This is a genomic window from Bacillus sp. AFS077874 (assembly GCF_002566505.1).
Classification (GTDB): domain Bacteria; phylum Bacillota; class Bacilli; order Bacillales; family Bacillaceae_G; genus Gottfriedia.
On sequence record NZ_NUYF01000013.1, the window covers coordinates 199,998 to 224,763 of the forward strand.

At 35.1% G+C, this 24,766-nt stretch carries 20 protein-coding genes and 1 pseudogene; 4 read left to right on the forward strand and 17 right to left on the reverse strand.

Annotation, left to right across the window (positions count from 1 at the left end):
* Positions 1-14: 14 nt before the first annotated feature.
* Positions 15-1,385, reverse strand: a complete 1,371-nt coding sequence (locus COJ46_RS16190) for a putrescine aminotransferase (RefSeq protein WP_098566117.1) — start codon at positions 1,383-1,385, stop codon at positions 15-17.
* Positions 1,386-1,456: 71 nt separating this feature from the next.
* The gene (locus COJ46_RS16195) at positions 1,457-2,950 is read right to left on the reverse strand and encodes an aldehyde dehydrogenase family protein (protein ID WP_097973130.1); all 1,494 of its coding nucleotides are present in this window, start codon (positions 2,948-2,950) and stop codon (positions 1,457-1,459) included.
* Positions 2,951-3,213: 263 nt separating this feature from the next.
* Between COJ46_RS16195 and COJ46_RS25065 the strand changes: the two genes are divergently transcribed.
* Positions 3,214-3,348, forward strand: a complete 135-nt coding sequence (locus COJ46_RS25065) for a hypothetical protein (RefSeq protein ID WP_286133375.1) — start codon at positions 3,214-3,216, stop codon at positions 3,346-3,348.
* A gap of 23 nt (positions 3,349-3,371) precedes the next feature.
* Here the strand turns inward: COJ46_RS25065 and COJ46_RS16200 are convergent, their stop codons facing one another.
* The 5 genes from COJ46_RS16200 to COJ46_RS16220 form a co-directional block, all read right to left on the reverse strand.
* Positions 3,372-5,504 carry a sigma 54-interacting transcriptional regulator gene (locus COJ46_RS16200; RefSeq protein ID WP_097973128.1) on the reverse strand — a complete coding sequence of 711 codons (2,133 nt, stop codon included), beginning with the start codon at positions 5,502-5,504 and terminating at the stop codon, positions 3,372-3,374.
* Positions 5,505-5,737: 233 nt separating this feature from the next.
* Complete coding sequence (locus tag COJ46_RS16205) at positions 5,738-5,986, reverse strand: biotin/lipoyl attachment domain-containing protein (protein ID WP_097973126.1); 249 nt, start codon at positions 5,984-5,986, stop codon at positions 5,738-5,740.
* 117 nt (positions 5,987-6,103) lie between these two features.
* Positions 6,104-6,388: an SAV0927 family protein gene (locus COJ46_RS16210; RefSeq protein ID WP_097973124.1), complete on the reverse strand. Its 285-nt coding sequence runs from the start codon at positions 6,386-6,388 to the stop codon at positions 6,104-6,106.
* A gap of 20 nt (positions 6,389-6,408) precedes the next feature.
* The gene (locus tag COJ46_RS16215; protein WP_098566118.1) at positions 6,409-7,707 is read right to left on the reverse strand and encodes a Glu/Leu/Phe/Val family dehydrogenase; all 1,299 of its coding nucleotides are present in this window, start codon (positions 7,705-7,707) and stop codon (positions 6,409-6,411) included.
* Between the two features lie 366 nt (positions 7,708-8,073).
* The gene (locus COJ46_RS16220; RefSeq protein WP_217993254.1) at positions 8,074-9,411 is read right to left on the reverse strand and encodes an APC family permease; all 1,338 of its coding nucleotides are present in this window, start codon (positions 9,409-9,411) and stop codon (positions 8,074-8,076) included.
* A 529-nt stretch (positions 9,412-9,940) separates the two neighbouring features.
* On the opposite strand from COJ46_RS16220, the gene COJ46_RS16225 reads away from it, so the two are divergent.
* Positions 9,941-11,374, forward strand: coding sequence for an APC family permease (locus COJ46_RS16225; RefSeq protein ID WP_097973120.1), 1,434 nt, complete (start codon positions 9,941-9,943; stop codon positions 11,372-11,374).
* A gap of 86 nt (positions 11,375-11,460) precedes the next feature.
* Here the strand turns inward: COJ46_RS16225 and COJ46_RS16230 are convergent.
* The 10 genes and pseudogenes from COJ46_RS16230 to COJ46_RS16275 all read right to left on the reverse strand — a co-directional run.
* Positions 11,461-11,700: pseudogene (locus COJ46_RS16230) on the reverse strand (family 1 glycosylhydrolase); the annotation flags it as partial.
* A 360-nt stretch (positions 11,701-12,060) separates the two neighbouring features.
* Positions 12,061-13,539: an amino acid permease gene (locus COJ46_RS16235; RefSeq protein WP_098566119.1), complete on the reverse strand. Its 1,479-nt coding sequence runs from the start codon at positions 13,537-13,539 to the stop codon at positions 12,061-12,063.
* A gap of 130 nt (positions 13,540-13,669) precedes the next feature.
* A complete protein-coding gene (locus COJ46_RS16240) occupies positions 13,670-13,948 on the reverse strand; it encodes a YokU family protein (RefSeq protein WP_097973365.1) in 279 nt (92 codons plus the stop codon).
* Entirely contained in the window at positions 13,948-15,378 is a 1,431-nt protein-coding gene (kamA, locus tag COJ46_RS16245; protein ID WP_098566120.1) for a lysine 2,3-aminomutase, read from the reverse strand. The genes COJ46_RS16240 and kamA overlap by 1 nt, the downstream gene beginning before the upstream one ends.
* A 254-nt stretch (positions 15,379-15,632) precedes the next feature.
* On the reverse strand, positions 15,633-17,021 hold the full coding sequence (locus tag COJ46_RS16250; RefSeq protein ID WP_098566121.1) for a sigma-54 interaction domain-containing protein: 1,389 nt from the start codon (positions 17,019-17,021) through the stop codon (positions 15,633-15,635).
* A 65-nt stretch (positions 17,022-17,086) separates the two neighbouring features.
* Entirely contained in the window at positions 17,087-17,950 is an 864-nt protein-coding gene (gene ablB / locus COJ46_RS16255; RefSeq protein ID WP_098566122.1) for a putative beta-lysine N-acetyltransferase, read from the reverse strand.
* Positions 17,928-19,241 (reverse strand): peptidase, encoded by a 1,314-nt coding sequence (locus tag COJ46_RS16260; RefSeq protein ID WP_097973111.1) that lies wholly within the window; start codon positions 19,239-19,241, stop codon positions 17,928-17,930. Before COJ46_RS16260 ends, ablB begins: the two co-directional genes overlap by 23 nt.
* Before the next feature lie 15 nt (positions 19,242-19,256).
* A complete protein-coding gene (locus tag COJ46_RS16265) occupies positions 19,257-19,919 on the reverse strand; it encodes a 3-oxoacid CoA-transferase subunit B (protein ID WP_097973109.1) in 663 nt (220 codons plus the stop codon).
* Positions 19,904-20,602 (reverse strand): 3-oxoacid CoA-transferase subunit A, encoded by a 699-nt coding sequence (locus tag COJ46_RS16270; protein ID WP_097973107.1) that lies wholly within the window; start codon positions 20,600-20,602, stop codon positions 19,904-19,906. Before COJ46_RS16270 ends, COJ46_RS16265 begins: the two co-directional genes overlap by 16 nt.
* A complete protein-coding gene (locus tag COJ46_RS16275) occupies positions 20,599-21,933 on the reverse strand; it encodes an aspartate aminotransferase family protein (RefSeq protein ID WP_097973106.1) in 1,335 nt (444 codons plus the stop codon). Before COJ46_RS16275 ends, COJ46_RS16270 begins: the two co-directional genes overlap by 4 nt.
* A gap of 397 nt (positions 21,934-22,330) precedes the next feature.
* Here COJ46_RS16275 and COJ46_RS16280 point away from each other — a divergent pair, with 397 nt between their 5' ends.
* Together COJ46_RS16280 and COJ46_RS16285 are read left to right on the forward strand one after the other, a co-directional pair.
* A complete protein-coding gene (locus COJ46_RS16280) occupies positions 22,331-24,163 on the forward strand; it encodes a terpene cyclase/mutase family protein (protein ID WP_097973104.1) in 1,833 nt (610 codons plus the stop codon).
* 114 nt (positions 24,164-24,277) lie between these two features.
* Complete coding sequence (locus COJ46_RS16285; protein ID WP_097973102.1) at positions 24,278-24,577, forward strand: hypothetical protein; 300 nt, start codon at positions 24,278-24,280, stop codon at positions 24,575-24,577.
* Positions 24,578-24,766 lie beyond the last annotated feature (189 nt).

Below are 24,766 nucleotides of genomic sequence, written 5' to 3' on the forward strand. Positions count from 1 at the left end.
ACATGCGGAAAATATTAAACTTCAATAGTAGATAAAATTTCTTTAAATGCACTTACTACAGTATCAACTTCTTCATAGCTAATTTTTAAAGAAGGCTCGATACGAATTGTTTTTGAGTTAATTAATGTACCAGCAACTAGGATCCCTTTATCAAACATTCCTTTAGAAACCTCATAGCCAATTTCATCTTGATGGAACTCGATTCCAATCATTAAACCTTGACCACGAATTTCTAAAACTTTGTCTTCATGTCCTTTTGCTGCTTCTTTTAATTGATCTAAGAAATAAGCTCCAACTACTTCTGCTCTTTCAGGTAATTTTTCTTCAAGAAGCACACTGATTGTAGCAATAGCAGCTGCACATGCTAATGGATTTCCACCAAATGTCGTTGTATGCATAAATGGGTTTGGGAACCAGCTTTTAAATACTTCTTCTTTTGCAACTACTGCTCCTGCCGGCATAACTCCACCACCGAATGCTTTCGCAAGACAAATAATGTCTGGAACTACTTCATATAAATCAGCAGCAAACATTTTTCCAGTACGTCCCATACCTGTTTGAACTTCGTCAAAAATTAATAGAGCTCCGTACTCATCACATAGTTCACGAACTTCTTTTAAGTAGTTTGGAGGAGGAAGAATAATTCCACCTTCACCTTGAATTGGCTCAAGTATAACTGCTGCAACATCTTCGCCTACTAAAGAGCAAGTTTCAAATGTTTTTCTCATCATATCAATGTCACCAAATGGAACATGACGGAATCCAGGAATTAACGGTAAAAACGGTTTACGGAACATGCCTTTTGCAGTACCAGATAAAGAACCTAAGCTTTTTCCGTGGAATGCACGTGTAGTTGAAACAAATGTACTGCGCTCACTATACATTTTTGCAAGCTTTAATGCTGCTTCTACGCTTTCAGTACCACTATTTGTAAAGAATGAGTATTTTAAATCACCAGGTGTAATATCTGCTAAAATTTTAGCAAGCATTGCACGTAATGGATCTAATAAATCTTGGCTATGAAGTGCCTGTCTTTTTAACTGATCTGTAACAGCCTTGATAACTTTTGGATGACGGTGACCAACATTATAAATCCCAAATCCGCCTAAACAGTCAATATACTCTTTACCATTTACGTCTTTAAAGCATGAGCCGCTATCAGACCATTCAACAGATGCAAATTGACCGCCTTCTGTAACCGTTTTGCGGTAAGCAAGGAAACCTGGGTTTACGTGCTCTCTAAAACCATCAACTGTTTCCTTTGTGATCCATGCAGCGTCTTCTTCTGTAACAGTCTCTTTTTCTATTAAACTTAAAACCTTATTAATGTACTCGGTTACATTTTTTTCTTCACTTTTTAATTCGTTTTTTAAGTTGATACTCATTTTGTTCACTCCTATAGTCGTTTTATCTATTTTTATCTTTCCTATATGTCTCTTCTTAAAACTGCCTAAAATTATTCTGCAAACCATCCAATTGGTTCAACTTGTAAGTTAATGTTAATTTGTTTAATTTCTTGGAATTCTTCTAGTCCAAATGTACCTAGGCTACGCCCTACACCGCTTTGTTTGTAGCCGCCCCAAGGAGCTTCATTGTATGTTGGGTGGTATGAGTTAATCCAAGTAATGCCTGAACGTAGCTTTTTAATTACCCTTAAAGCTTTCGCTCCGTCTTTACTAAAGACAGCACCCGCTAAACCGTATACAGTGCCATTTGCAAGTTTTAACGCTTCTTCTTCAGATTTAAACTTTTGAATACATACGACTGGACCAAAAATTTCTTCTTGGACAATGCGCATATTTTGTTCAACATCTGCAAAAACAGTTGGTTCAACAAAATAACCTTTTTCCAAACCATTTTTTTCGATTCGATTTCCACCACAAGCAAGTCTTGCGCCTTCTTCTTTACCTATTTGTATATAGCTTAAAACTTTTTCTAAATGCTCTTTACTAACTAGAGGCCCCATTTCTGTTTCAGCTACATCCCCAGGACCTACTTTTATTTTCTCGGCACGTTCTACAAATCGCTCTACGAAGCGATCATAAATTGATTCTTCGACTAAAATTCTTGATCCAGCCGAACAAACTTGACCTGAACCTGCATAAATCCCAAATAGAGCATAATCGACAGCCGTTTCAAAATCTGCATCTGCAAAAATGATATTCGGAGATTTTCCACCAAGCTCCAGTGATACTTTTTTCATCGTATCTGCCGCTGTTTTCATGATATGTTTGCCCGTTTTTGTTCCACCTGTGAATGAAACCATATCAACATCAGGGTTGGCAGCGATTTCATTTCCAACTACTGGACCAGCACCCATAACCATGTTTGCTACACCTTGTGGAAGACCAACCTCTTCAAAAATTTCAAATAATTTCTTTGGAGTCACTGGTGTTACCTCAGAAGGTTTGAAAACGATTGTATTACCTGCCGCTAGTGCTGGAGCAATTTTCCATACACTCATTAATAATGGATAGTTCCAAGGAACAATTAATCCACATACTCCAATTGGTTCGCGAACAACCATAGCCTGCATAGGATCTGCTACATGGTAAGTAAAACCATCTGGCTTTGTAATTAGTCCTGCATAATAACGGAAACAAGCTGCTGCATCAGCTACATCAAAACCAGCCTCACGATTTGTTTTTCCATTATCTAATGTTTCAAGTTTAGTTAGTTCTTCTTGGTACTCTTCTATTTTGTCTGCAATTTTAAATAAGTAAGTTGCTCTTTCTTGAGCAGATAAATCAGACCATCTTCCATCATTGAATGCTTTACGCGCAACATCAATTGCTTCTTTCGCATCTTCAACCGTTCCTTCAGGAGCATATGCAATGACTTCTCCATTTGCTGGGTTAATAACAGGGCGTTTCTCATGATTGCTAGAATCTTTCCATTCGCCATTAATAAACATCTTTAAATCAATTGTTTTAAATTGAACATCGACCATTGTATATAAACCCTCCTTAAATTCTTAACAATTTAATAACTTGCAAGAACCGTGCCAACTTTAATACACCTAATTTATAAAGGTTTTACTTCAATAACCTGTACATTATTATTCAATTTTGCATAACACTATTACACTTTGCATAATCTTTGAAAATCGTAAAAAATCTACGATCATTAAACGTTTTTAAAACTATTTCTGTAAAACGACATATTAAGAAAATTCATTGCATAGGCTAGAACACCATGAAAGGAGGAATTATTATGTTGCTTGCAGGAACTTGCATTGCGGTTGGACTCATCATCATATTCATGGCATTTAGTCTCTCGAAGGACCAAGTTAGTATGACTGAAGTAATTAATAGTAATGTTGAAAATATAGGGGATTTAGAGAAATAAAAAAACGCACCCTGTGCGTTTTTTTATTTAAATGACATAAAGTCACTATTCATATTCTTTTCATTCATTATTTTTTGATACTTACGACTAACCGAGGACTGACTAATGCCTAAAACCTGTGCAGCCTTCGTTGTTGTTTTATATTGCTTCATCGCAAGTACAATAAGTTGCTCCTCAACATAATCTATCGCTTCTTGGAGAGGAATTACTTTATTAATGACTGGTTTAGATTTATTAAAGTCATAGCTATTTGGTAAGAATTGATTAACATCCTCTGCATTAATAATTTGATCTTCTGCAGAGACGACTAATCTTTCTATAATATTTTGAAGTTCTCTGACATTCCCTGGCCAAGAATAAAATTCTAATACGTTAATTGCATCTGGCGTAAGATGAAAACTCTTATTATACTTTTCATTTAATTGCTGTAAGAAATGGAAAGCTAATAATGAGATATCTTCAATTCTTTCTCTTAACGGTGGAATATTTAAAGGTATAACATTTAAGCGATAATACAAATCCTCCCTAAATGTACGTTCTTCAACCATTTTTTCTAGTCTTTTATTTGTAGCTGCAATAATTTGCACATTTACTTTAATTGGCTTTGTACTTCCAACTGGAATTACTTCTTGTTCTTGAAGGACTCTAAGCAGTTTTACTTGTAAATGCAATGGCATTTCACCAATTTCATCTAAAAATAAAACACCTTCATCTGCTTGCTTAAAATAGCCGTCCTTATTTTGATCTGCTCCTGTAAACGATCCTTTAATATAGCCAAAAAGCTCACTTTCCAGAAGATTTTCAGGTATTGCACCGCAATTTAATTTTAAAAACGGTTTTGAAGAACGGTTTCCTAATTGATGAATAGCCTGTGCAATTACTTCCTTCCCTACACCAGACTCTCCATGCAGTAATACGGTGGAAGAAAAATCAGCAATTTTTTTCGCTTGGTTGATGATTTGCTCCATTTTTGGACTACAGTAAATCAGTTTTTTAACAAAACGATCCTTGCTCTTTATATCTTCAAGCTCCTTTTTATATTGCTCAGAAATCTTCTTCATTTCTTTTAGTTCCGTCTTTAGGCGTGAAGTTTCTGTAATATCTCTAGAAGCAATAATAATACGTTCAATTTCCATATTCTCATCAAAAACTGGATTTCCTACCGCAAGTACTTTACGTCCATTAATTGTTTCTTGAACAATTGAGACTTTCTTCTTTTTTTCTAAAACTAGTTTTGTAACAGAAGGCGTAAAAAGTCCTTGGTTTCCGAATTCTAAAATACTCTTTCCAAGTAGTTCCTTTAAATCTACATTCCAAAATCCAGGAATTATATTTTCACTGTAACGGATTAGCTCACCTTTGCGATTTACTACAAGTATTTCATCATAAATACTCGATAAAATGGCATTTAGATCTTTATTTAAATCTTTTACATATTCAATTTCGGAGGCCATTTCTTCAACCATTGGGAGATCTTGTACGACAATGACAACTCCTTCAACCTCGTTATCAACGAAAATTGGGCTATAATCAACTAGAACACCCATATCATCACTTATTTGAATCTGATTAAGAATTGTTTTACCTGTAGCAAATACATTATCGACTTGTTCGCCGCTGAATATAGTTTCTGCTTTTGTATTAATTACTTTTTCTGATGTTGATTTAATCATCTTCAACCCAGCATCATTGCAATTTACAATTACTTTATTTTTATCTACTACAAATGTTCCCATCGGTATCGATGTTAAAATGCTCTTTAATAAATCCACACTTTTATTTTCTTGTTTGAAAAGCTCCGCTAATATATCTTCACGAAGTATGTAACCAATTGGCATACCTTCCTCTTCTTTTACAATCGAGATCGGTTCACCAATAATTTGAAAAAGAGTAGTTAATGAAATTTGCTCACTTAAGCGACTAACACTATTTATTGATTGAGAAGAACTAGTAATCTTTGAAATTGCTATATTTTTCTTTTTATTATTACTTTGAATAATATTATTTAATTGAACATAACCAAAAATCTCGTTTTGCTTACGTAAGAATAAAAAGGGTTCATTTATATTGGATAAATCGATTTCATCATTTTCTTTAAATTCATCGATATCTATTGCGATGACTGGTCTTATTTGTTTCTCATTTATTAATAACATTTCTTTCCCCCCTTATGTCTAAACCATACTACATTCCTATTTTAGCAGAATTTTTAAATTTATCATAAAAATCTAAAATTATAATTTACTAATCTATTTAACATAAACAAAAAGAAAGGGCAGTCTCTAAAGTTTATTCGACCAGAGACACCCTTTATTTGTTAGAAAAGAGAAACCGTTAAGTGAGCCAAAGTTGTCATTTGTACATCCTTGATTTCTTAATCACACTCTATTCAATCGCTAGCGGTAACAAACAAATCCTCTTTAACATACGCAAGAACCATTCCAGGAACTATTTTGTCTCCATTTGAGACCTCCAATGAAACAACTTCACCACTTATTCCTTGATGAATAACTTTAGTAATTCCATCTGTAGTTTTAATAAAGAATAAAGGCTCCCATTCATAAATTCTTGAATCTTTCTGAATAGCAGTCTCTTCTACTGTTCCATGGTAGTCACTGACAATGACTCCATAATACATAAAACTCACTCCTTTTTTTGCACATTAAGAATGTATAGATTTGCAACGAAGATAGTGATTCGCATTTGTCTTTAAGCTCGCCAATCATCAATCCTTCTTTAAAAATAATTCCTGGTATTATAACTCGCAAATGTGTTTAGATGGTAAAACCATGCTAAAGAAATTTTGGATTTCTAAAATATCCTCTTCAGCAATACCTAATTTAGGAGCCCAATAATGTTCAGAATAAAGATCTTCTAAACATAATAATGCCATTTTACTAGATTGAATTGATGTAACCATTGATTTTCCATAAAAGTGGCTTGAAAAGGCAATTGATAAATCATAACGATTGTTCTGCGTTAATAAACAATAATGGTGTACAAGCTGTCTTTCCGTTGATTCAGAAATAATATCAATCATTCTAGATCTCTCCTTTTGTTTTAGTATTTTACCCAACCTCTCAAGCGACAAGCTTCAGCGATTTTACGAATTCCTTCGATATAAGCTGCTATTTTCATGTTTACATTATATTTTTGTGATGTTTTATAAACCTTTAAAAAGCTATCTGTCATTTTTTCTTTTAATCTCTCATCTACAGTACTCTCAGTCCAATAATAACCTTGCATATTTTGACACCATTCAAAATATGAAACAACAACTCCACCTGAGTTAGCTAAAATATCAGGAACGACTAAAATCTCTTTTTGATCAAGAATTTCTAGGGCTTCTTTAGTAGTCGGTCCATTTGCTGCTTCAACAACAATCTTGCATTTCAATTTATCCGCATTACGGTTGTTAATAACCCCACTTATTGCGGCTGGAATTAAGACATCACATTCTTTTTCTAATAACTCTTGATTTGAAATCGCATGTTTAAATAGGTTAGACACAACTCCAAATGAATCGCGATTGTCTAATAGATATGGAATGTCTAAACCTTTTGGATCATAAATTGCTCCGAGTACATCTGAAACTCCAACAACCTTAGCTCCAGCTTCATGTAAGTATTGTGCTAAGTAGCTACCAACATTTCCAAATCCCTGAATAATAACCTTCATATTTTTAATCTCGATTTTCTGTATTTCACTTATTAACTCGAGAGCATAAAATACTCCTTTTGAAGTTGCCGTCTCACGACCTACAGAACCTCCTAAAGTTATAGGTTTACCAGTAATAAAGCTTGGTGAATCAAACTCTCTAATATGGTCATATTCATCTAGCATCCAAGCCATTACTTGTGCGTTTGTATACATATCAGGCGCTGGAATATCTTTAGTAGGTCCTACAATTTGGCTTACGGCTCTTACATAACCTCTACTTAATTTTTCTAGCTCATTCATACTTAATAGTCTTGGGTCACAAACAACCCCACCTTTTGCTCCCCCATAAGGTAAATCAGTAATACTACACTTTAAACTCATCCATCCAGCTAATGCTTTTACTTCCTCTGGCGTTACATCAGGATGAAATCTGATTCCCCCTTTTGTAGGTCCTAGTGCATCGTTATGTTGAGCTCGATATCCTTGAAATACTTTTGTCTCACCATTATCCATTTGAACGGGAATACTAAATTCTAAAAATCGCATTGGTGTTTTAAGGAAATCAAATACTTGACTCGGGTAGTTCATTATTCCGATTGCTTCATTTAACGTTTCTCTAAACTCCTGGAGGGAATCATCTATTTCTACCTGTTCACTACTCGTTTCATTTTGTTCTACTTCGGTTAAATTTGAACTCATTTTCTACACCTCATTAGTTATTTTAAAAATTTAATAGCAATTCCTGTGCCAACTTGAATTCATATCATTATTTTGTGAAGTGATAAAATAGACAAAGGCTTATTAGAAAGGCAATTACAAGACTTTCATCTATTTTTTTGAAAGATCCTTTTTAGTGTTTTTGTCCTTCATTAGCCTAAATGGCCCTTTAGTGAAAATATGATTAAATGCATGAATTATTCAATTTTGCATTAATCATTATTCAAAATTGAATTACTTAAAATGCATTATCAAAGAAAAGGGAAATGCAAACCAAATATTCCAGAGTAGACACAAAAAAAGTCACAAGGTGTAAATTCCTAGTGACTTTTCTTCATTATGAGTTTACTACACAGCAGCCTCTTCTTCATATTTAGGAGGTGCAATTTGGAATGCCTTAGTTAAGTAAATTAGATATAATAATCCAACGACGAACCAAACTGTTCCCATTATTAATGAGCTTTTTTCAATGTTGAACCATAGGATTGCTACAGAACCGGCTCCAATTAAAGGCAAAAGCAAGTAAGAAAAGAAGCCTTTGACTGATCTATGCTTTCCGCGAATGTAAAAATGGTTAATGACTGATAAGTTAACAAAAGTAAATGCCATTAATGCTCCGAAGTTAATTAATGAAGTGGCTGTTACTAAGTTGAAAAAGATTGCTGATAATGAAATCACACCAACGAAAATTACGTTAAATGCTGGTGTTTTCCATTTTGGGTGAACAAATCCAAACCATTTATCTGGGAAAACTTTGTCACGCCCCATTACAAATAACAAACGTGAGACACTCGCATGTGAAGCCAATGCAGAAGCAAGTGTATTAATAAAAGTAATGCATAAGAAAATTGACTGAAATAATTTGCCACCTACATACAGTGCAATCTCTGGTGATGCAGCATCTGGATGCTTAAATCTAGATATGTCTGGATAGTATAATTGAATGAAAAATGATGTAACCGTGAAGATTACGCCTCCCCAAAGAGCTGTGTAAAGGATTGCTTTAGGAATTGTTTTTGCAGGGTTGATTGCTTCTTCTGATAAAGTAGAAACAGCGTCAAATCCTAAAAATGAGAAGCAAAGGATTGTTGCACCGGTTACTAATGTGCCAAAATGCATTCCGGCATTAAAAAGTGGTTTAATACTGAATCCGCCGTATCCTTCTCCATGATGTAATCCTTGAACAACTAGAATGATAAAGACAACCATAATCACAAGTTGAACTAATACAAAAAGAGTATTGAAATTCGCTAGCATATTAATACTTCTTAAGTTTAAGAAAGTAACTAGTCCTACAAACCCAACTACCCATATCCAGGTTGGAACATTTGGAAAAAGTGCGTTTAAGTAAATTTTCGTTAACAAAGCATTTACCATAGGTAGGAACAAGTAATCTAGTAATGATGACCAGCCAACTAGAAAACCTAAGTGACCACTGATCGCTTTCTGGGTGTATGTGTATGCAGACCCAGCTTCAGGAAATACTCTTACTAACTTGCCGTAGCTAACAGCTGTAAATAACATTCCTATTAGAGCTACTATATATGCACTTGGTACGTGACCATTAGTTACATCAGAAACAATTCCAAATGTGTCGAAAACAACCATAGGGGTCATATAGGCTAACCCCATCATAACTACTTGCCATAACTTTAAGGATCTTTTTAACTGTGTTTTATTTTCCACCTATCATATCCCCTTCGTTTTTTAGATTAAGCGCTTACACCGAAATAACCACTTCCTTATAATTCTTACTTTTCCGACAGAAACCTCCTTTTTTTGAATATTTAAATAAGTCTTTTTCTAGAACTGCAAGTTTTATGCCAAAATACTAATTTTTTGTAAACGTTATAAAGAACAGCTACTATTGCTTTGAAATTAGTAAGTATTAATAGAAGAAACGAATTTCTTATCACTAAAATCTACTTTTATAATCAGCCTGGTCGTTATTCAGTCCTGCATACATTATTCAAGACCTCATAGTATTTACTTCTTTTTTATACGAATCTCTTTAAATTACTCACATCTATTAGACTGGCACGGAAGTTGCATTGTTAACGATAAACTACCACTCTGCCCAATTTTAGGTACGAGAAAAATATGTAGATTTTTTTCCCAGCCGATAATAAAACTTTTAGTTAATTTAATCTGACTAACTACGAGTTTAATTATAAGAAAATTCTGTAAATATATTCGAAATTGGAGGAGATGATTTATGAGTAAACAAGGTATTGATTCAGATGCTTTACAATCGTTTAACTACAAACAGGAATTACAGCGATCATTAAAATTTTTCAGTTCATTTGCAGTTGCGTTCTCGTTTATCTCAATTACAACTGGTATTTTTAGCTCTTATAGTCTTGCTTTAGGAGCAGCCGGACCTGCTGGAATTTGGACATGGCCATTTGTTATGGTGGGACATTTACTTGTAGCCTTAATATTTGCAGATTTATCGAGCAAAATTCCTTTAAGTGGCTATGTATACCAATGGGTTAGCCGTTTAACGAACCGGGGATTTGGTTGGTTTACAGGTTGGGCAGCGCTATGTTACTTAATTATTGTTGTACCTACTGTTGATTATGGTGTAGCACCAATTTTTCTTGATTTAATTGGTATTAAGAGTACGACTACAGTTCTTACAACCGTCGTGTTAATAACAATCGTTATACAAGCATTATTAAATATTTACGGAGTAAGGATTGCTACAATCATTAATAATTCAGCTGTCTATACAGAAGTTATCGGATTTATAGGCATTATTATTATTTTAAGCTTTGTCTTATTTTTCAAAGGAGCAGATTTTTCATTATTAACTTACACTGCTCACAAGGTTGGCTCAAATGGAAGCTATTTAACAGCATTTGTACTATCAGTCGTAATGGGCTCTTATACATTAGTAGGCTTTGAAGCTGCGGCAAATTTAGCAGAAGAAACAGTTGATGCTAATAAAACCGTACCTAAGGCCATCGTTTACTCTATGTTACTTGCAGGTGTAATTGGATTTGTATTCTTAATCATTGTTACTTCGGGAATTAAAGATATTAATAGTATCATGGCTTCTGCTTCCCCTATTTCTGATATTTTACAATCACGTTTGGGTACTGCAGTTGCTGACTTCTTCCTTGCATTAGTTATTGTGTCAATTTTTGCTTGCGGATTAATCATTATGGCTTCTGCTTCTCGACTTATTTATGCTCTTTCAAGAGACAATGTGTTTTTCGCTTCAAATGTGTTTAAAAAGGTAGATAAAAAACACAATGTACCGTACAATGCGATAATTTTAGTTTCTGTACTAGGCATTATTGCTGTATTCTATTTCGGGAAACTATCATTATTAATAGGTACTTCGGCGGCTCTTCCGGCCATAATTTACTTAATTACTGTAATCTCATACGCTACTAAAATTAAGACCTTACCAGATACAGATGGTTTTAAGTTAGGAAAATGGCGACTACCTGTGACGATTCTTGCGATTATTTGGTTAGTATTTGAAGTTGGTATTTTAACACTCCCAAAAGATTTCCTACCAACTACTAAAGTAATCCTTTACTTATTTCTTGCTGGAATAGTTATTTACTGGACTCTATTCAGATCCAGAATACAGGAAGGGAAAATTGGTATTAATTTAGAGAAGGATTTAGATGTTTAAAGTATGGAGTTATAAAATAATAGATTAATATAAAAATAACGTACATATTCATATACAAATATGTACGTTATTTTTTATATCTTTAATTAATCAAGTTGTTCCCCATTAGTTTGAATAACATTTTGGTACCAATAAAATGATTTTTTCTTTTTGCGCTCTAAAGTTCCGCTTCCATCATCTTGTTTGTCTACATAAATAAAGCCGTAACGTTTAGACATTTCACCTGTAGACGCACTTACTAAGTCAATGCATCCCCATGGAGTGTAACCCATCAGTTCGACACCATCCTCGATTGCTTCACCAATCGCCTCAATGGTGCAACGCATTTACCACTATTAGGTCTTGGTTTTTCTCCTGAAAGTATCATATTTATTAACAAGATGTTTTTATTTTTTGATTCTGTAAGAGTATAGGATTGCTATATACTTACAAAGACCAGTGTACTTTTTACTATTTTGCTCTGCTAGTTTATTCCAAATTCTTCAAATGGAGGAATGACTGAGTACTCCCATTAGTCTTTTAAAATGTAGCTTTTCAACTTAGTACTTCTTCGATCTATATAGATTTATATTATAAATGATACCGAATTTTCAGATAAAAAAAGAGATGCTAATTCAAATACGAATTACATCTCCAAACAATTTACTATTCAATTAAAAGCTAGATCTTAAATATGTTGTTCACACTCAATTCTCCAAATCACACTCATTAAGCTGAACAATTTTTGTTCTTTTTATTAGTTTATATCCAATCCATAAAACAAGGAATAATGGCAAACCTATATATGAAACAAGTACACCGTTCCAGTCAATTGCTTTGCCCATAAATGCTGAATAGTTTTGTCCAAGAATAACGACCCCACATAGTACGAAAGCAAATATTGGTCCGAACGGGAACCATTTTGCTTTATACGGTAGGTCTTTTAAATCCTTCCCTTGTGCTACGTAGGCTTTACGGAATCGATAATGACAAATTGCTATACCAAGCCAAGCAATAAAACCAGACATACCTGAAGCATTCAGTAACCAAACGTAAACAACTCCATCACCGAATAGTGAAGCTAAAAATGCTAATGTACCGACTGCCGCTGTAATGATTAATGCATTAACAGGTACACCCCTTTTATTTAATCTACCTAATGCTTTTGGAGCTTTCCCTTGACGAGCCATATCCCACAGCATTCGAGCTGAAGCATACATTCCTGAGTTTCCAGCTGATAAAACCGCCGTTAAGATCACTGCATTCATTACAGACGCTGCAAATGCAATGCCAGCTTTATCAAAAACTAGCGTAAATGGACTAACAGCTACATCTCCACTTGCTAGATTATGATTTGTATATGGTATTAGTAGACCTATTACAAATACAGATAATACGTAAAATAATAAAATACGCCAAAATATTTGGCGAGCCGCACGAGGAATATTTCGCTCTGGCTCCTCGCTCTCCCCAGCTGCTACCCCTAATAACTCGGTCCCTTGGAAAGAAAATCCAGCTGCCATAAAGATTCCAAGTGTCGCCATGAATCCTCCATGAAAAGGAGCATCACCAACTGTAAAGTTTTTAAACCCTACTGCTTCTCCACCAATAATGCCAAAAATCATTAAAAATCCCGAAATTAAAAAAATAATTACTGTAACAACTTTTATAATAGAAAACCAGTATTCAGATTCCCCAAATCCTTTAACAGACAAATAGTTTAACAGAAAGATAATAACTAAAAATAATGAACTCCATAAGAGTGAGGAAGTATGTGGTAACCAGAATTTCATAACCATTGTAACTGCAGCTAATTCAGCTGCTATCGTAATTGCCCAGTTATACCAGTAATTCCAACCAAGTGCAAAACCAAGTGCAGGATCAACGAATTTTGTTGCGTATGTACTAAAAGATCCGGCAACTGGCATATATGTAGCCATCTCAGCAAGGCTTGTCATTAAAAAGTACACCATTATTCCAATCGCTATATAAGCCGCGAGAACACCACCTGGTCCAGCATTATGGATTGCACCTCCACTTGCCAAAAATAGACCTGTTCCAATTGTTCCTCCTAGTGAAATCATTGTAATATGACGGGGTTTTAATCCACGCTTTAACTCATGAGGTATAGAAGGAATATGATTCTCAGAATCAATGACTGTAATTTTGTTTACCGTATTTTTCATTAAAATACTCCTTTTCAGTCGTTTTTTGGATTCGATAATTTTCTGCTTTTTTTCAAATGTCCATTGGATGTTTAGGAAGGGAAGTTTGAACATTAGAGAAAATGAGAAGCGAATAGTCGCTTCTCATTTCTTATTTGGAAAAGTCAAAATAATTTCTCTTTAATAATCTTTGTTGCTCGATCAACTCATTATATGAAGTTGTTTTACCAAGTAGCTTAGTGTCGATTAAGTATAATTGCTCCTCAATTGCACCAACAGTATCATCTGTTTGATATGTTATTTTACAATCTAAGCAAATGATACATGGTGTTTCTTTAATCTCAATTGCCTTCGTACCATCAGGAAGTTCCCAGTAGACCGTATTTGTTGATTCAACTATGTTAGCTGATTCACACCACTGACATTTCATCATTCAGTGTCTCCTTGCGCACTGCCTACTAGCTTTTCACTAACTTGGATTTTTGTAATCTGTGCTTGGAATTTCTTTTCTTTTAATTCGTCGCGTTTATCACGCTTATCTTTCAAAGAAGCATGCTCTGGGTTTGTTGCATATGTTTTACGAACTTCCATACGTTGTAAACCTTCTGGTACGAGATTGAATTTTGTTTCATTCATTAATCCCGCGATTCCTGCATTGGAACGTTTTTCATCCATATTAGGATAAATTTCTTTAAAGTATGCTTCTGCTCTACCTGGTACGTAATTTTGTGGTTCCGGATAAGTAGTAATTACACCTTCAAAATTACGAAGAACAACTTTATCAGCACTTTGAGAAATTAAGTAATTTGGTTGAAGAGAAATTTTTCCTCCTCCACCCGGTGCGTCTACTACAAATGTTGGTACTGCATATCCAGAAGTATGGCCACGTAATCCTTCCATAATTTCTAAACCTTTTGAAACAGGCGCACGGAAGTGTCCAATTCCTTCTGATAAATCACATTGATAAATATAGTATGGACGAACACGAATTTTAACTAAATCATGCATTAGCTTTTTCATAATTGGTACACTGTCGTTAATTCCAGCCAAGATTACGGCTTGGTTTCCTAACGGTACACCAGCATTTGCAAGCATTTCACAAGCTCGTTTCGATTCCTCTGTAATTTCGATTGAAGTATTAAAGTGAGTATTCAACCAAACCGGATGATATTTTTTTAAGATATTACAAAGATTTTCAGTAATACGTTGTGGGAATACTACAGGTGCCCTTGTACCAATACGGATAATTTCCACATGTGGAATTTCACGTAAATTTTTTAAAATATACTCTAGAATATTATCGTTAATTAAAAGACCATCTCCACCTGAAATAAGTACATCTCGTACTTGAGGATTTTTGCTAATGTAATTAATAGCAGCATCAAGCTGTTTCTTTGGAACTCCCATTCCAATTTGTCCTGAGAAGCGACGTCTAGTACAGTAACGACAATACATTGAGCATTGATTTGTTACTAAAAATAGGACACGATCTGGATAACGATGTGTTAAGCCAGGTACTGGAGAATCTTCATCCTCATGAAGAGGGTCCTCTAAATCATACTTCGTTTTATGGATCTCCGCAGAGATTGGTACTGATTGCATACGAACTGGACAACGTGGGTCATCCGGATTCATTAACGATGCATAATATGGGGTAATGTTTAGTGGAATTGTTTTTGTCGCAATTCGTACCCCATCTTCTTCGTCTGGCGTGAGGTTAATTACTTGCTTTAACTCATCCAATGATTTGATGGTGTTTGTAAGTTGCCAAACCCAATCATTCCATTGTTCTTCTGTTACATCTTTCCATAATTCAACTTCTTTCCAATGTCTTTTTGGAGCATAGACTGCATTTACCATACTTACATCCCCTTTCAAACTGTTTGTTTTAATATATAGCAAGAGCCGTGCCAAAAATTTACAAATCTTTCATAAAAACGCTACAAATATAGAAAATTCAAACTATTCAGCCTGTTATTTTATTTTTTAAAGTTAAAATCTTAAGTTGGGATCTTCCCAAGATGAAACAAAAATAATAAAACCGCCTAAAATTAGGCGGCTTGGCTATTGAATGAAGTGCTAAAACTAGATTTTTTTGAAGATTAAAAAGTAGTTTATACTACAATATTTAACTTTTGAATCTTATATTGAAGAGTTTGCCTAGGTATTTCAAGCAGCGCTGCAGCTTGTTGAATATTAGAATTCGTTTGTAGCAATGCTTGTTTAATAAGTGAAATTTCCATTTCCTGCATCGCGGTACGTAAAGGCTGAACTCCTTTTGTTTCAGTACTTTTCTTAATATGTTGTAGTTGAATCGGGAGATGTTTAACCGTAAGAGTATGCCCTTCTACCATAATCATAGCATGCTCAATCGTATGCTTTAGTTCTCGGACATTACCAGGCCAATTATATTGGTGGAATAACTCAAATACAGTATGTTCTACATTTCGAATATTCTTTGAGAATCGTTCATTAAATTGCTCAACAAAATGAGATGTGAGCAGCTCGATATCATAATTCCTTTCTCTTAAAGGAGGTATGAACAAAGAGAACACATTCAAACGATAATACAAATCCGGTCGCATGATACCATTTTGAACGCAATCTAAAGGTGATTCATTAATTGCAGCGATTACTCTTACATTAACTTTTCGAGTCTTTTGATCACCTATTCGGCGAACAACTCCATCCTCTAGTACTCTTAGTAGCTTGGCTTGAAGCTCTAATGGCATTGAGTTTAGTTCATCTAAAAACAAGCTTCCACCATCTGCAAGTTCAAATAACCCTGCTCGATCTATCGCTCCCGTATAACTACCCTTTGTCGTACCAAACAGTATACTTTCCAATAATGATTCTGGTAAAGCAGCACAGTTTTGAGCAATAAAAGGGCCTTCACTTCTATTTGAACAATGGTGAATTGACTGTACGAAAAGTTCTTTTCCAGTTCCAGTTTCACCAACTACCAGTACTGCAGAGTCTGCATTTGCTACCTTTTCTACTTGATTTTTAACGGCCTTTAAAGCAGGGTCATCCGTTAATATATCTGAGATCGTATATGAGTGAATTTGTTTAGCTTTTCCTTTTTTCACTTGCGGTTTAATTCTCGCTTGTAAGTCTAAAACCTTCTCACCAAGCGTTTTAATTGTAGAATAATCCTTTGCAATTTCAACAGCACCGATCAATTGATCATCCAAAATAATTGGAATTGTCGTGTTAACTGTATCAATAAAATGGCCTTTAATATTTTCATAGCGTTGAGGCTGTTGAATAATCGCTTGCTTTGTTTCTAGTACTTTCAATAAGGTACTTGTTTCTTTCGTTAAAGAAGGGAAAGCTTCTAGTACATGCTTCCCCAGAACCTCTTCAACTGAAACACCGTCATGGTCAGCCGCAACTTGATTATAAAATATAGTCATTCCATTTTTGTCGACTGCGTGTATTGATTCATCGATACTATTTAATATGGCACTAATCATTTCATTAGTTGGAATTGTTGCGTTCATTTCATAACCATCCTTTCACTGCCGAAAACTTGGCAATTCGACGCTCAATTTTCGGCAGCTTGACATTAAAAGACTACTTTTGAAAGATCCTTCACCCATACATTCATATCTTCTAATTTATCAAAGATATAGCAGTTGTTTGTCATTCTTCCAGTATACTGATACCCTAATTGATGAAAGGCTGCATTCATTCCATATGATAATGATCGCGCGATCGTATAAGAGCAATAAACTGATTGGCTTACTAAATCCTGTTCCAACTTCTTCATTAGCTCCTTCATCAATCCATGCTTACGATGCTCTTCAAGTGTTGCACAATTTGTTAGCTCGGCATTTCTTTGACTGAAGTCCACTTCAGCAGATGCTGCACTTACAATATTTCCATCTTTCTCATAAATCCAATAAATCGTCCCTTCATCCATCGTCTTTTCAACATAAGCCGATTCATTTAAAGGTGTAGGATATACCTTAAAAACTTGACCATATAATTTAGCAAGTTTTGTTGAGTCATTTTTTTCAGCTCTTCGTAAAACATAATCGTCCGGAATTACTTTTTCTTTTGACCTGTCACTCTTTAAAACAGCATCTAAAATGTCATCTCCAGCGGCCCAATAAAGACTATTTCTTCTATCCTGGCTAGCATATTTCGTGACAAAAAAGCCATCACTACCTTGAAAATAGCCTTTCAGTGCAGATTCAATCATATATCCTGATTGTAGGAAGGAATATAAATGTTCACTTCTTGCTTTAATAATAAACTTAGTAAATTTGTATTCTTTTGCTAGTTTTTCTATTCTCTCAATTAGTAGTGATACATTCCCTAAGTAAAAATCAACTCGGATTCGCTCATTAAAATAATCTAAAGCACCTTCGAAATAATAGTTTTCCTGTTGAACTTTAATTGTTTCATAATACTTTTTCGTTTTCATATACTCCCTCACCTTCATGTTGTTGGCCCTCAACTCCACACCAGTCAATTAATGTACAGGCAATAATTTCTGCAGCTAAAAACATTTGATCTAAATCAATAAATTCATCTGGGTAGTGAGCTACTTTTGTCTCCCCTGGACCAAAAACAATCATTGGAATGTTTAAAATTTGTGTAAATAATCCTCCATCAGTTCCCCATGGTGCAGCTTCAACTACTGGGTTTTGTTTGATTGTTTCAAGATAGTTTTGTTGCAAAGTTTGCACTAATTCACTATCAGCTTCAACGGTACCAGGAACCCATCTTGCTCCAAACCACTCTACTTCTACAGGATTTTCTACGAACCAATCATCAAGATTTTTAATATTATCGATCCAATTCTCAAATTCTATTTTCGCATCTTCTAATCTTTCATTTGGCGCTACTCCGAATCTTCCTTCTAAAGTCACTAGATCAGATACAGAAGATGGCCATGTCCCACCATGAATTGTTCCAATATTAATTGGAATCGGAATCGGTACTCCATCATATAACGGATCAGCTATTCGTTCATTTCGTAATTGCTCAAGTTTTTGGATTTGTTGAATGATGAGTACGCTTTTTTCGATAGCGCTTACACCTTCGTAACGAGTACCTCCATGTGCGACCTTACCTTTTACCTTAAGACGGAACCACATTGATCCTTGTTGCTTAATGAAAAACTTCATATTTGTTGGTTCAGGGATAATAACACCATCAGCTGTATATCCTCGCAAAATTGTAGCAAGTGTACCAGCACCACCACTCTCTTCTTCGATTACACTTTGAAAATAAACATTACCTTTTAGCGTAATTCCACTTCTTTTTATTGCTTCAATTGCTAAAATTAACGCAACATTTCCGCCCTTCATGTCAGTTGCCCCACGCCCATAAAGCTTGTTATCTACAACGTTTGCACCGTATGGAGGGTAAGTCCATTGTTGAATATTCCCTTCTGGAACAACGTCTATATGTCCATTTAAGATCATGGACTTTCCTCCACTCGTTCCTTTAAGCGTAGCGACAATATTAGGACTACCAGTAAAACTGTCTCTTGTTGAAATAAAATAAGGATGCTCTTTCATTTCTTTTAGATCTGGATCCCATACGTCTAAATCCAATTCAAGCTCTCTCAGTTTTTCAAGGACAATTGCTTGTGCCTTACTCTCATTACCTGACACACTATTTTCCATTACTAGCTGTTTAAGGAGTTCAATTGTTTTATCTTTATGTTCGCTTATATAATCTTGAATAACTTTTTTGTAATGACTCATCCTCTTCACCCTTTTCTATATAAACATTTTTAAATCCGTACTAATTTCTAGTTTCGCACCAGTCTTTTCGATTACATCCTCTACAGTATATGGACTCATTAGTTCTTTAAGCACTAAAGTATCATCGACTACTTCAATGACAGCCATTTCCGTTATGATTAAATCAACACAGGATTTAGAAGTTAATGGTAAACTACATTCTTCCACAATTTTTGGATTCCCAGCTTTATCGGTATGATTCATAACGACTATTACTCTTTTAGCCTTTTGAGCTAAATCCATCGCCCCACCTATTCCTGGTACACGCTTTCCAGGTACAATCCAGTTTGCTAAATCTCCTTTTTCACTAACTTGCAATGCCCCTAGTACCGTTAAATCTAGTAAACCTCTTCGTATAATGCCAAAAGCAGTAGCACTATCAAAATAGCTAGCACCTTTTAAAACAGTGATTGGGAAACCACCTGCATTACATAAATTTTCATCTTCTTTCCCTTTTTCGGGACTCGGTCCAATTCCCATAACGCCATTTTCCGCATGGAACATAACATGTACATCTTCCGGTAAGTAATCAGGAACAATGGATGGAATTCCAATCCCTAAATTTACGATCATTCCGTTTTTTATTTCCTTAGCAGCTCGCATTGCAATTTTTTGACGAAAGTCTATTCCCATGCCCATTTCCAGTTCACTCCTTCTGATGAAATTATGTAATCAACAAACACACCTGGAGTTACGATTTCCTCAGGATTCAACGAGCCAAGTGGAACAATTTCTTCCGCTTCTACAATCGTAATATCTCCTGCCATAGCTATATGAGGATTCATATTCCTTGCACTCTTGTCAAAAATCAAATTTCCAAATGGATCAGCTTTCTTTGCAAAAATAATACTGACTTCTGCTTTAAGAGCTTCTTCAACTAGAAATTGTTTACCTTTAACAGTTACTTTCTCTTTACCGTTTTCTGCCATACTATCAAGACCTACATCTACTAAAACTCCTCCAAGCCCCATTCCTCCAGCTCGTATACGCTCTGCTAACGTACCTTGCGGAGAAAATTCTACTTTGAGCTTACCTTCCGTCATTAATTTTCCTGCAAACGGATTTGATCCTATATGAGATGTCACAATTGACTTAACCCTTTCATTCCTTACCATCCTTCCAATTCCAATGTCCGGAAATCCAGTATCATTACAAATCAGATGAAGATCCTTAACCCCACTATCAAATAATGCTTGAAGTAAAGTTGGCGGTGAACCGACTCCTCCAAATCCTCCTACCATTAGTGTCATGTCGTCATGAAAAAATTGAAGAATTTGTTCCATTGTTGCTATTTTTTTATAAGTATTTTCAACTAAATTCATACGGTTTCCCCCTTAGCTGTATAAGTTAGTTGGGATTGTTCCATTTCCAATTCTTTTAAACCATCTGTAAGTATTTGAAGCAATTCATCCAGCTCTCCATAAGTAATCGTTAAAGGTGGTGCAATCATGAAAGCTGAATCTTCTTTTCCGTTTTTTCCAGCAACAGAAGGGTATAACAGTAAACCCTTACTCATTACTTTTTGAATAAAGGAACTTGATTTTATATCATGAATAAATTCAATGCCGATTAACAAACCTTTTCCTCTAACATCTCCTATAAATGGAAATTTCTCCTTTAATCCTTGGAGCCTATTCAACAGATAATTACCTTTTTCTTCTGCGGCTTGTACTAAATTGTGCTTCTCAACATATTCAATAACGGCCAATGAAACAGCAGCTGATAGTGGGTTGGCACTAAATGTATGTCCACTCATTACAAGCTTTGAACCTTGCATAATCGGTTCAATAACTCGATCGCTAGCAATTGTTGCAGCCATTGGTGTATAGCCAGATGTTAATCCTTTTCCAAGCGTAACGATATCAGGCTGAACCCCCCAATGCTCCATTGCAAACATTTTTCCAGTACGACCAAGGCCTGTCATAACCTCGTCTGCAATCAGTAAAATATCGTACTTTTCACAAATAGCTTTAATTCTTTGGTAATAACCTTTAGATGGTACAATCGCACCACCTGCAGCACCGATAATTGGTTCAGCAATAAATGCTGCAATATGTTCAGGGCCAATTCGATCAATGGCTGTTTCTAATTCAGATGCACACGCCAAATCACAAGATGGATGTTCTAAGTTGAAAGGACAACGATAACAATAAGGTGGTGAAACTGAAGGGTAATCCTCCAAGATTGGTACAAAACGTTGACGTCTTAAAGGATGACCCGACATAGATAGTGCTCCAATTGTTATGCCATGGTAGCTCATCCAGCGTGAGAGAATTTTATTTTTCCCCTTCATTCCCTTTTCTTGGTAATGCTGTATCGCTAGTTTCATAGCAGTTTCTGTTGCTTCAGTACCACTATTAACAAAGAACGTCCAATTTAAATCACCTTGAGTGATATCACTCAGCTTCTTTGCTAGCTTCTCAGCAGGTTCACTAGTAAACTGTGAACGGTAAACAAAAGATACTTGTTTTGCTTGTTCAGTCATAACATCAATGATTTCCTCAACACCATGACCAATTCCTACAGTAATTGCACCAGATGAACCATCAATGTACCTTTTACCATCTTTATCAAATAGGTACACACCCTTTCCATGAGAAATCATAGGGTAATGCTGGCCAAGTAATGGTTTAATTAAATAATCTCTTTCCATTTTTCATCCCCACCCTTCCTTATATAAAACGAAAAAAGCCACACTACTAAATATTGGAAATTTAAATAGAGGGTATTTTTTAGTATTCTTGCTTTCTGAGAGACTTCCTTTTTATTTTTTTACACTTATTCTCTGTATTCAAAAATTAATAGCTGTTTTTACTTCTTAACAAAAGATTTGTACAGATAGTTGCCCGCCCCAATTGATGGCCATATACATATCTATATATAGAAAACACGTCGACTGACAATCGTTTTAGGTAAAGTCAGAGGCGTAGTTGCACTTATACTTAACTCCTAAAATTGGCAACCACGTGAGTAAGTCTCCCTGCTGCCAATTTATAATTTTTAACGTGAAAAAAATAGGGATCACAATCAGTTGGCGGTGAAGATTAAAAATGGATTTATCGGAGAAAGTTAGAGTTGAGATAGATAGTCTAATAGATAAAATTAAATTGGATCAGAGTGATGATGGATCATGGAGATATTGTTTCGAAAGCGGTCCTATGACAGATGCCTATATGATTATTATTTTAAGAACGATTGAATGTCATGATGAAGAACTAATTAAGAAGCTGGTAAATCGTTTATTAATAAAGCAAGACGCCAGTGGGGCCTGGAAGCTTTTTGATGACGACTCAGGAAATTTATCGGTAACTGTAGAAGCTTACACTGCATTGCTGTTCTCTGGTTATATAGAAATTACTGATGATATAATGAAGAAAGCAGAAGCGTTCATTCGTCAAAATGGGGGATTAGAGAGTGTACATGTCTCTACAAAATTTATGCTTGCTTTACATGAATTGTACCCATGGCCCAGGTTTTTTCCAGTCCCTCTCCTTTTAATGAATTTACCAAAGTTTTTTCCTTTTTCCTTCTTTAAATTTAGTTCTTATGTTCGATTCCACTTTGCTCCACTTTTAATATTAGGACATAAAAAATTTACGATTAAAAATAAATGGACGCCTACAATACAACATTTGTTTACAAACAATAAATTTAGCAAAAAGCGGAAATTCCCAAATTTTAAAATACCTTTCACAAAATCATTATCCAAAATGGCTATTAAGAAGGCAGAGAAATATATTCTTCAAAATATTGAAAGGGATGGAACATTATCTAGTTATGCCAGCGCTACTTTTATTGGAGTTTATGCACTTCTTTCATTAGGCTATCAGGTTACTTCTCCCGTAATTCAAAATGCTGTTTTAGGTATAAAGTCTTTCCTATTTGAATTGGAAGATTCCCTTCATATCCAAAATTCCCCTTCGACAATATGGGATACAGCACTTACTAGTTACGCATTGCAGGAAGCAGGTGTGCCAATAAATGATAAAGCGATCGAGTCTGCTTCTAACTACTTAGTCTCTCTCCAACATACACTAGTCGAGAAAGACCATCAGATTTGTTTAGGTGGATGGGGATTTTCGGACAGCAATACTCAAAATCCGGATGTAGATGATACCCAAGCAGTCTTAAGAGCAACAACTGATTTCTCTTTAATAGATGACGATTATCGAAAATCTTGGAACGCTGGAGTGAAATGGTTATTTGATATGCAAAATAAGGACGGTGGATGGGCCTCATTTGAAAATAACAGTAGCAAGTACTTAAAACTCATTTTCCCTATCCAAAACTTTGTTGATACTGCAATTGATCCATCTACAGCAGATTTGACCGGTCGAACAATCGAATTTCTAGGATCCAAATTAAAATTAACAATGGTTCATACAAGAATTGAAGATGGGGTTAACTGGTTAATCCATCATCAACACGAAGATGGTTCATGGTACGGTCGTTGGGGAATTTCATATATTTATGGAACATGGGCTGCAATTACTGGTATGAAATCGGTCGGTATCCCTTCAAGTCACCCTAGTATTCAAAAAGCTAATAACTGGCTACTCAATATAAAAAACGAAGATGGTGGCTGGGGTGAGTCTTGTAAAAGCGACATAGAAAGAAAGTATATCCCTCTTTCTTATTCGACAATTGTTCATACATCGTGGGTTGTGGATACGCTCATTTCCATCAACGATTATCCTACTAGTGAAATTGATGATGGAATAGTAAACATATTAAACTGGTTAAAGGTCCATGATAAGCGATTGACCTATCCAACAGGTGGTGGATTACCAGGTCATTTTTATATAAATTACCATAGCTATCGTTATATTTGGCCTTTATTGACTTTAAGTCATTATCTAAAAAAATATGAGACAAGTGACTAATTTGCGATTTCTAGTTAAACGCCTTGTCCTTATTTTCTTTGACGGCATATACTACATTGTTATTTGTGTATATGTCATTTTAGTTTATGGTTTAAACAATAAAGGAGTGGCTTTATGGGAAATCTTGACCCAAGCTTAATGAGAGAATTTTGTGGTAAAATTTGTGATCCTCGCAAGTTTCCACGCATTTATAGTATTCTTCGATCATATCGTAAAAATGATTTAAAAAGCCGAGAAGGTGCATGTCATATGATTGACAGACTATCGGATTGCTGTAGTGTATCAATAACTGAGGAACAACGCGAAAACGCAGCTCAATGGCTAATGAATTGTGACGTAAACCCACAAGATCCTGATCACCAAAGAGAAATGTGGAATATGATAAAAAGCAGTAGAAGACGTTCCTGGTTTTAATTAATTGCAGACAGTAATTTTTATATTTTTTAAATAAAAGGTCTATAAGCTTTCTCTTTTGAATTATTTCTAAGAGGGATTTTATAGGCCTCTTTGTATGGGTGATTTTATATAAAAATTAAGAGAAGACGATAGATTCCTTATACAACTAATTGGCAGTTTAGTTGAACAAGAAAGGAAAAGTGTTAG

Coding starts and splice junctions, on each gene's coding strand:
- COJ46_RS16190 (WP_098566117.1), bottom strand. CDS start 1,385: ATGAGTATCAACTTAAAAAACGAATTAAAAAGTGAAGAAAAAAATGTA.
- COJ46_RS16195 (WP_097973130.1), bottom strand. CDS start 2,950: ATGGTCGATGTTCAATTTAAAACAATTGATTTAAAGATGTTTATTAAT.
- COJ46_RS25065 (WP_286133375.1), top strand. CDS start 3,214: ATGTTGCTTGCAGGAACTTGCATTGCGGTTGGACTCATCATCATATTC.
- COJ46_RS16200 (WP_097973128.1), bottom strand. CDS start 5,504: ATGTTATTAATAAATGAGAAACAAATAAGACCAGTCATCGCAATAGAT.
- COJ46_RS16205 (WP_097973126.1), bottom strand. CDS start 5,986: ATGTATTATGGAGTCATTGTCAGTGACTACCATGGAACAGTAGAAGAG.
- COJ46_RS16210 (WP_097973124.1), bottom strand. CDS start 6,388: ATGATTGATATTATTTCTGAATCAACGGAAAGACAGCTTGTACACCAT.
- COJ46_RS16215 (WP_098566118.1), bottom strand. CDS start 7,707: ATGAGTTCAAATTTAACCGAAGTAGAACAAAATGAAACGAGTAGTGAA.
- COJ46_RS16225 (WP_097973120.1), top strand. CDS start 9,941: ATGAGTAAACAAGGTATTGATTCAGATGCTTTACAATCGTTTAACTAC.
- COJ46_RS16235 (WP_098566119.1), bottom strand. CDS start 13,539: ATGAAAAATACGGTAAACAAAATTACAGTCATTGATTCTGAGAATCAT.
- COJ46_RS16240 (WP_097973365.1), bottom strand. CDS start 13,948: ATGAAATGTCAGTGGTGTGAATCAGCTAACATAGTTGAATCAACAAAT.
- kamA (WP_098566120.1), bottom strand. CDS start 15,378: ATGGTAAATGCAGTCTATGCTCCAAAAAGACATTGGAAAGAAGTTGAA.
- COJ46_RS16250 (WP_098566121.1), bottom strand. CDS start 17,021: ATGAACGCAACAATTCCAACTAATGAAATGATTAGTGCCATATTAAAT.
- ablB (WP_098566122.1), bottom strand. CDS start 17,950: ATGAAAACGAAAAAGTATTATGAAACAATTAAAGTTCAACAGGAAAAC.
- COJ46_RS16260 (WP_097973111.1), bottom strand. CDS start 19,241: ATGAGTCATTACAAAAAAGTTATTCAAGATTATATAAGCGAACATAAA.
- COJ46_RS16265 (WP_097973109.1), bottom strand. CDS start 19,919: ATGGGCATGGGAATAGACTTTCGTCAAAAAATTGCAATGCGAGCTGCT.
- COJ46_RS16270 (WP_097973107.1), bottom strand. CDS start 20,602: ATGAATTTAGTTGAAAATACTTATAAAAAAATAGCAACAATGGAACAA.
- COJ46_RS16275 (WP_097973106.1), bottom strand. CDS start 21,933: ATGGAAAGAGATTATTTAATTAAACCATTACTTGGCCAGCATTACCCT.
- COJ46_RS16280 (WP_097973104.1), top strand. CDS start 22,331: ATGGATTTATCGGAGAAAGTTAGAGTTGAGATAGATAGTCTAATAGAT.
- COJ46_RS16285 (WP_097973102.1), top strand. CDS start 24,278: ATGGGAAATCTTGACCCAAGCTTAATGAGAGAATTTTGTGGTAAAATT.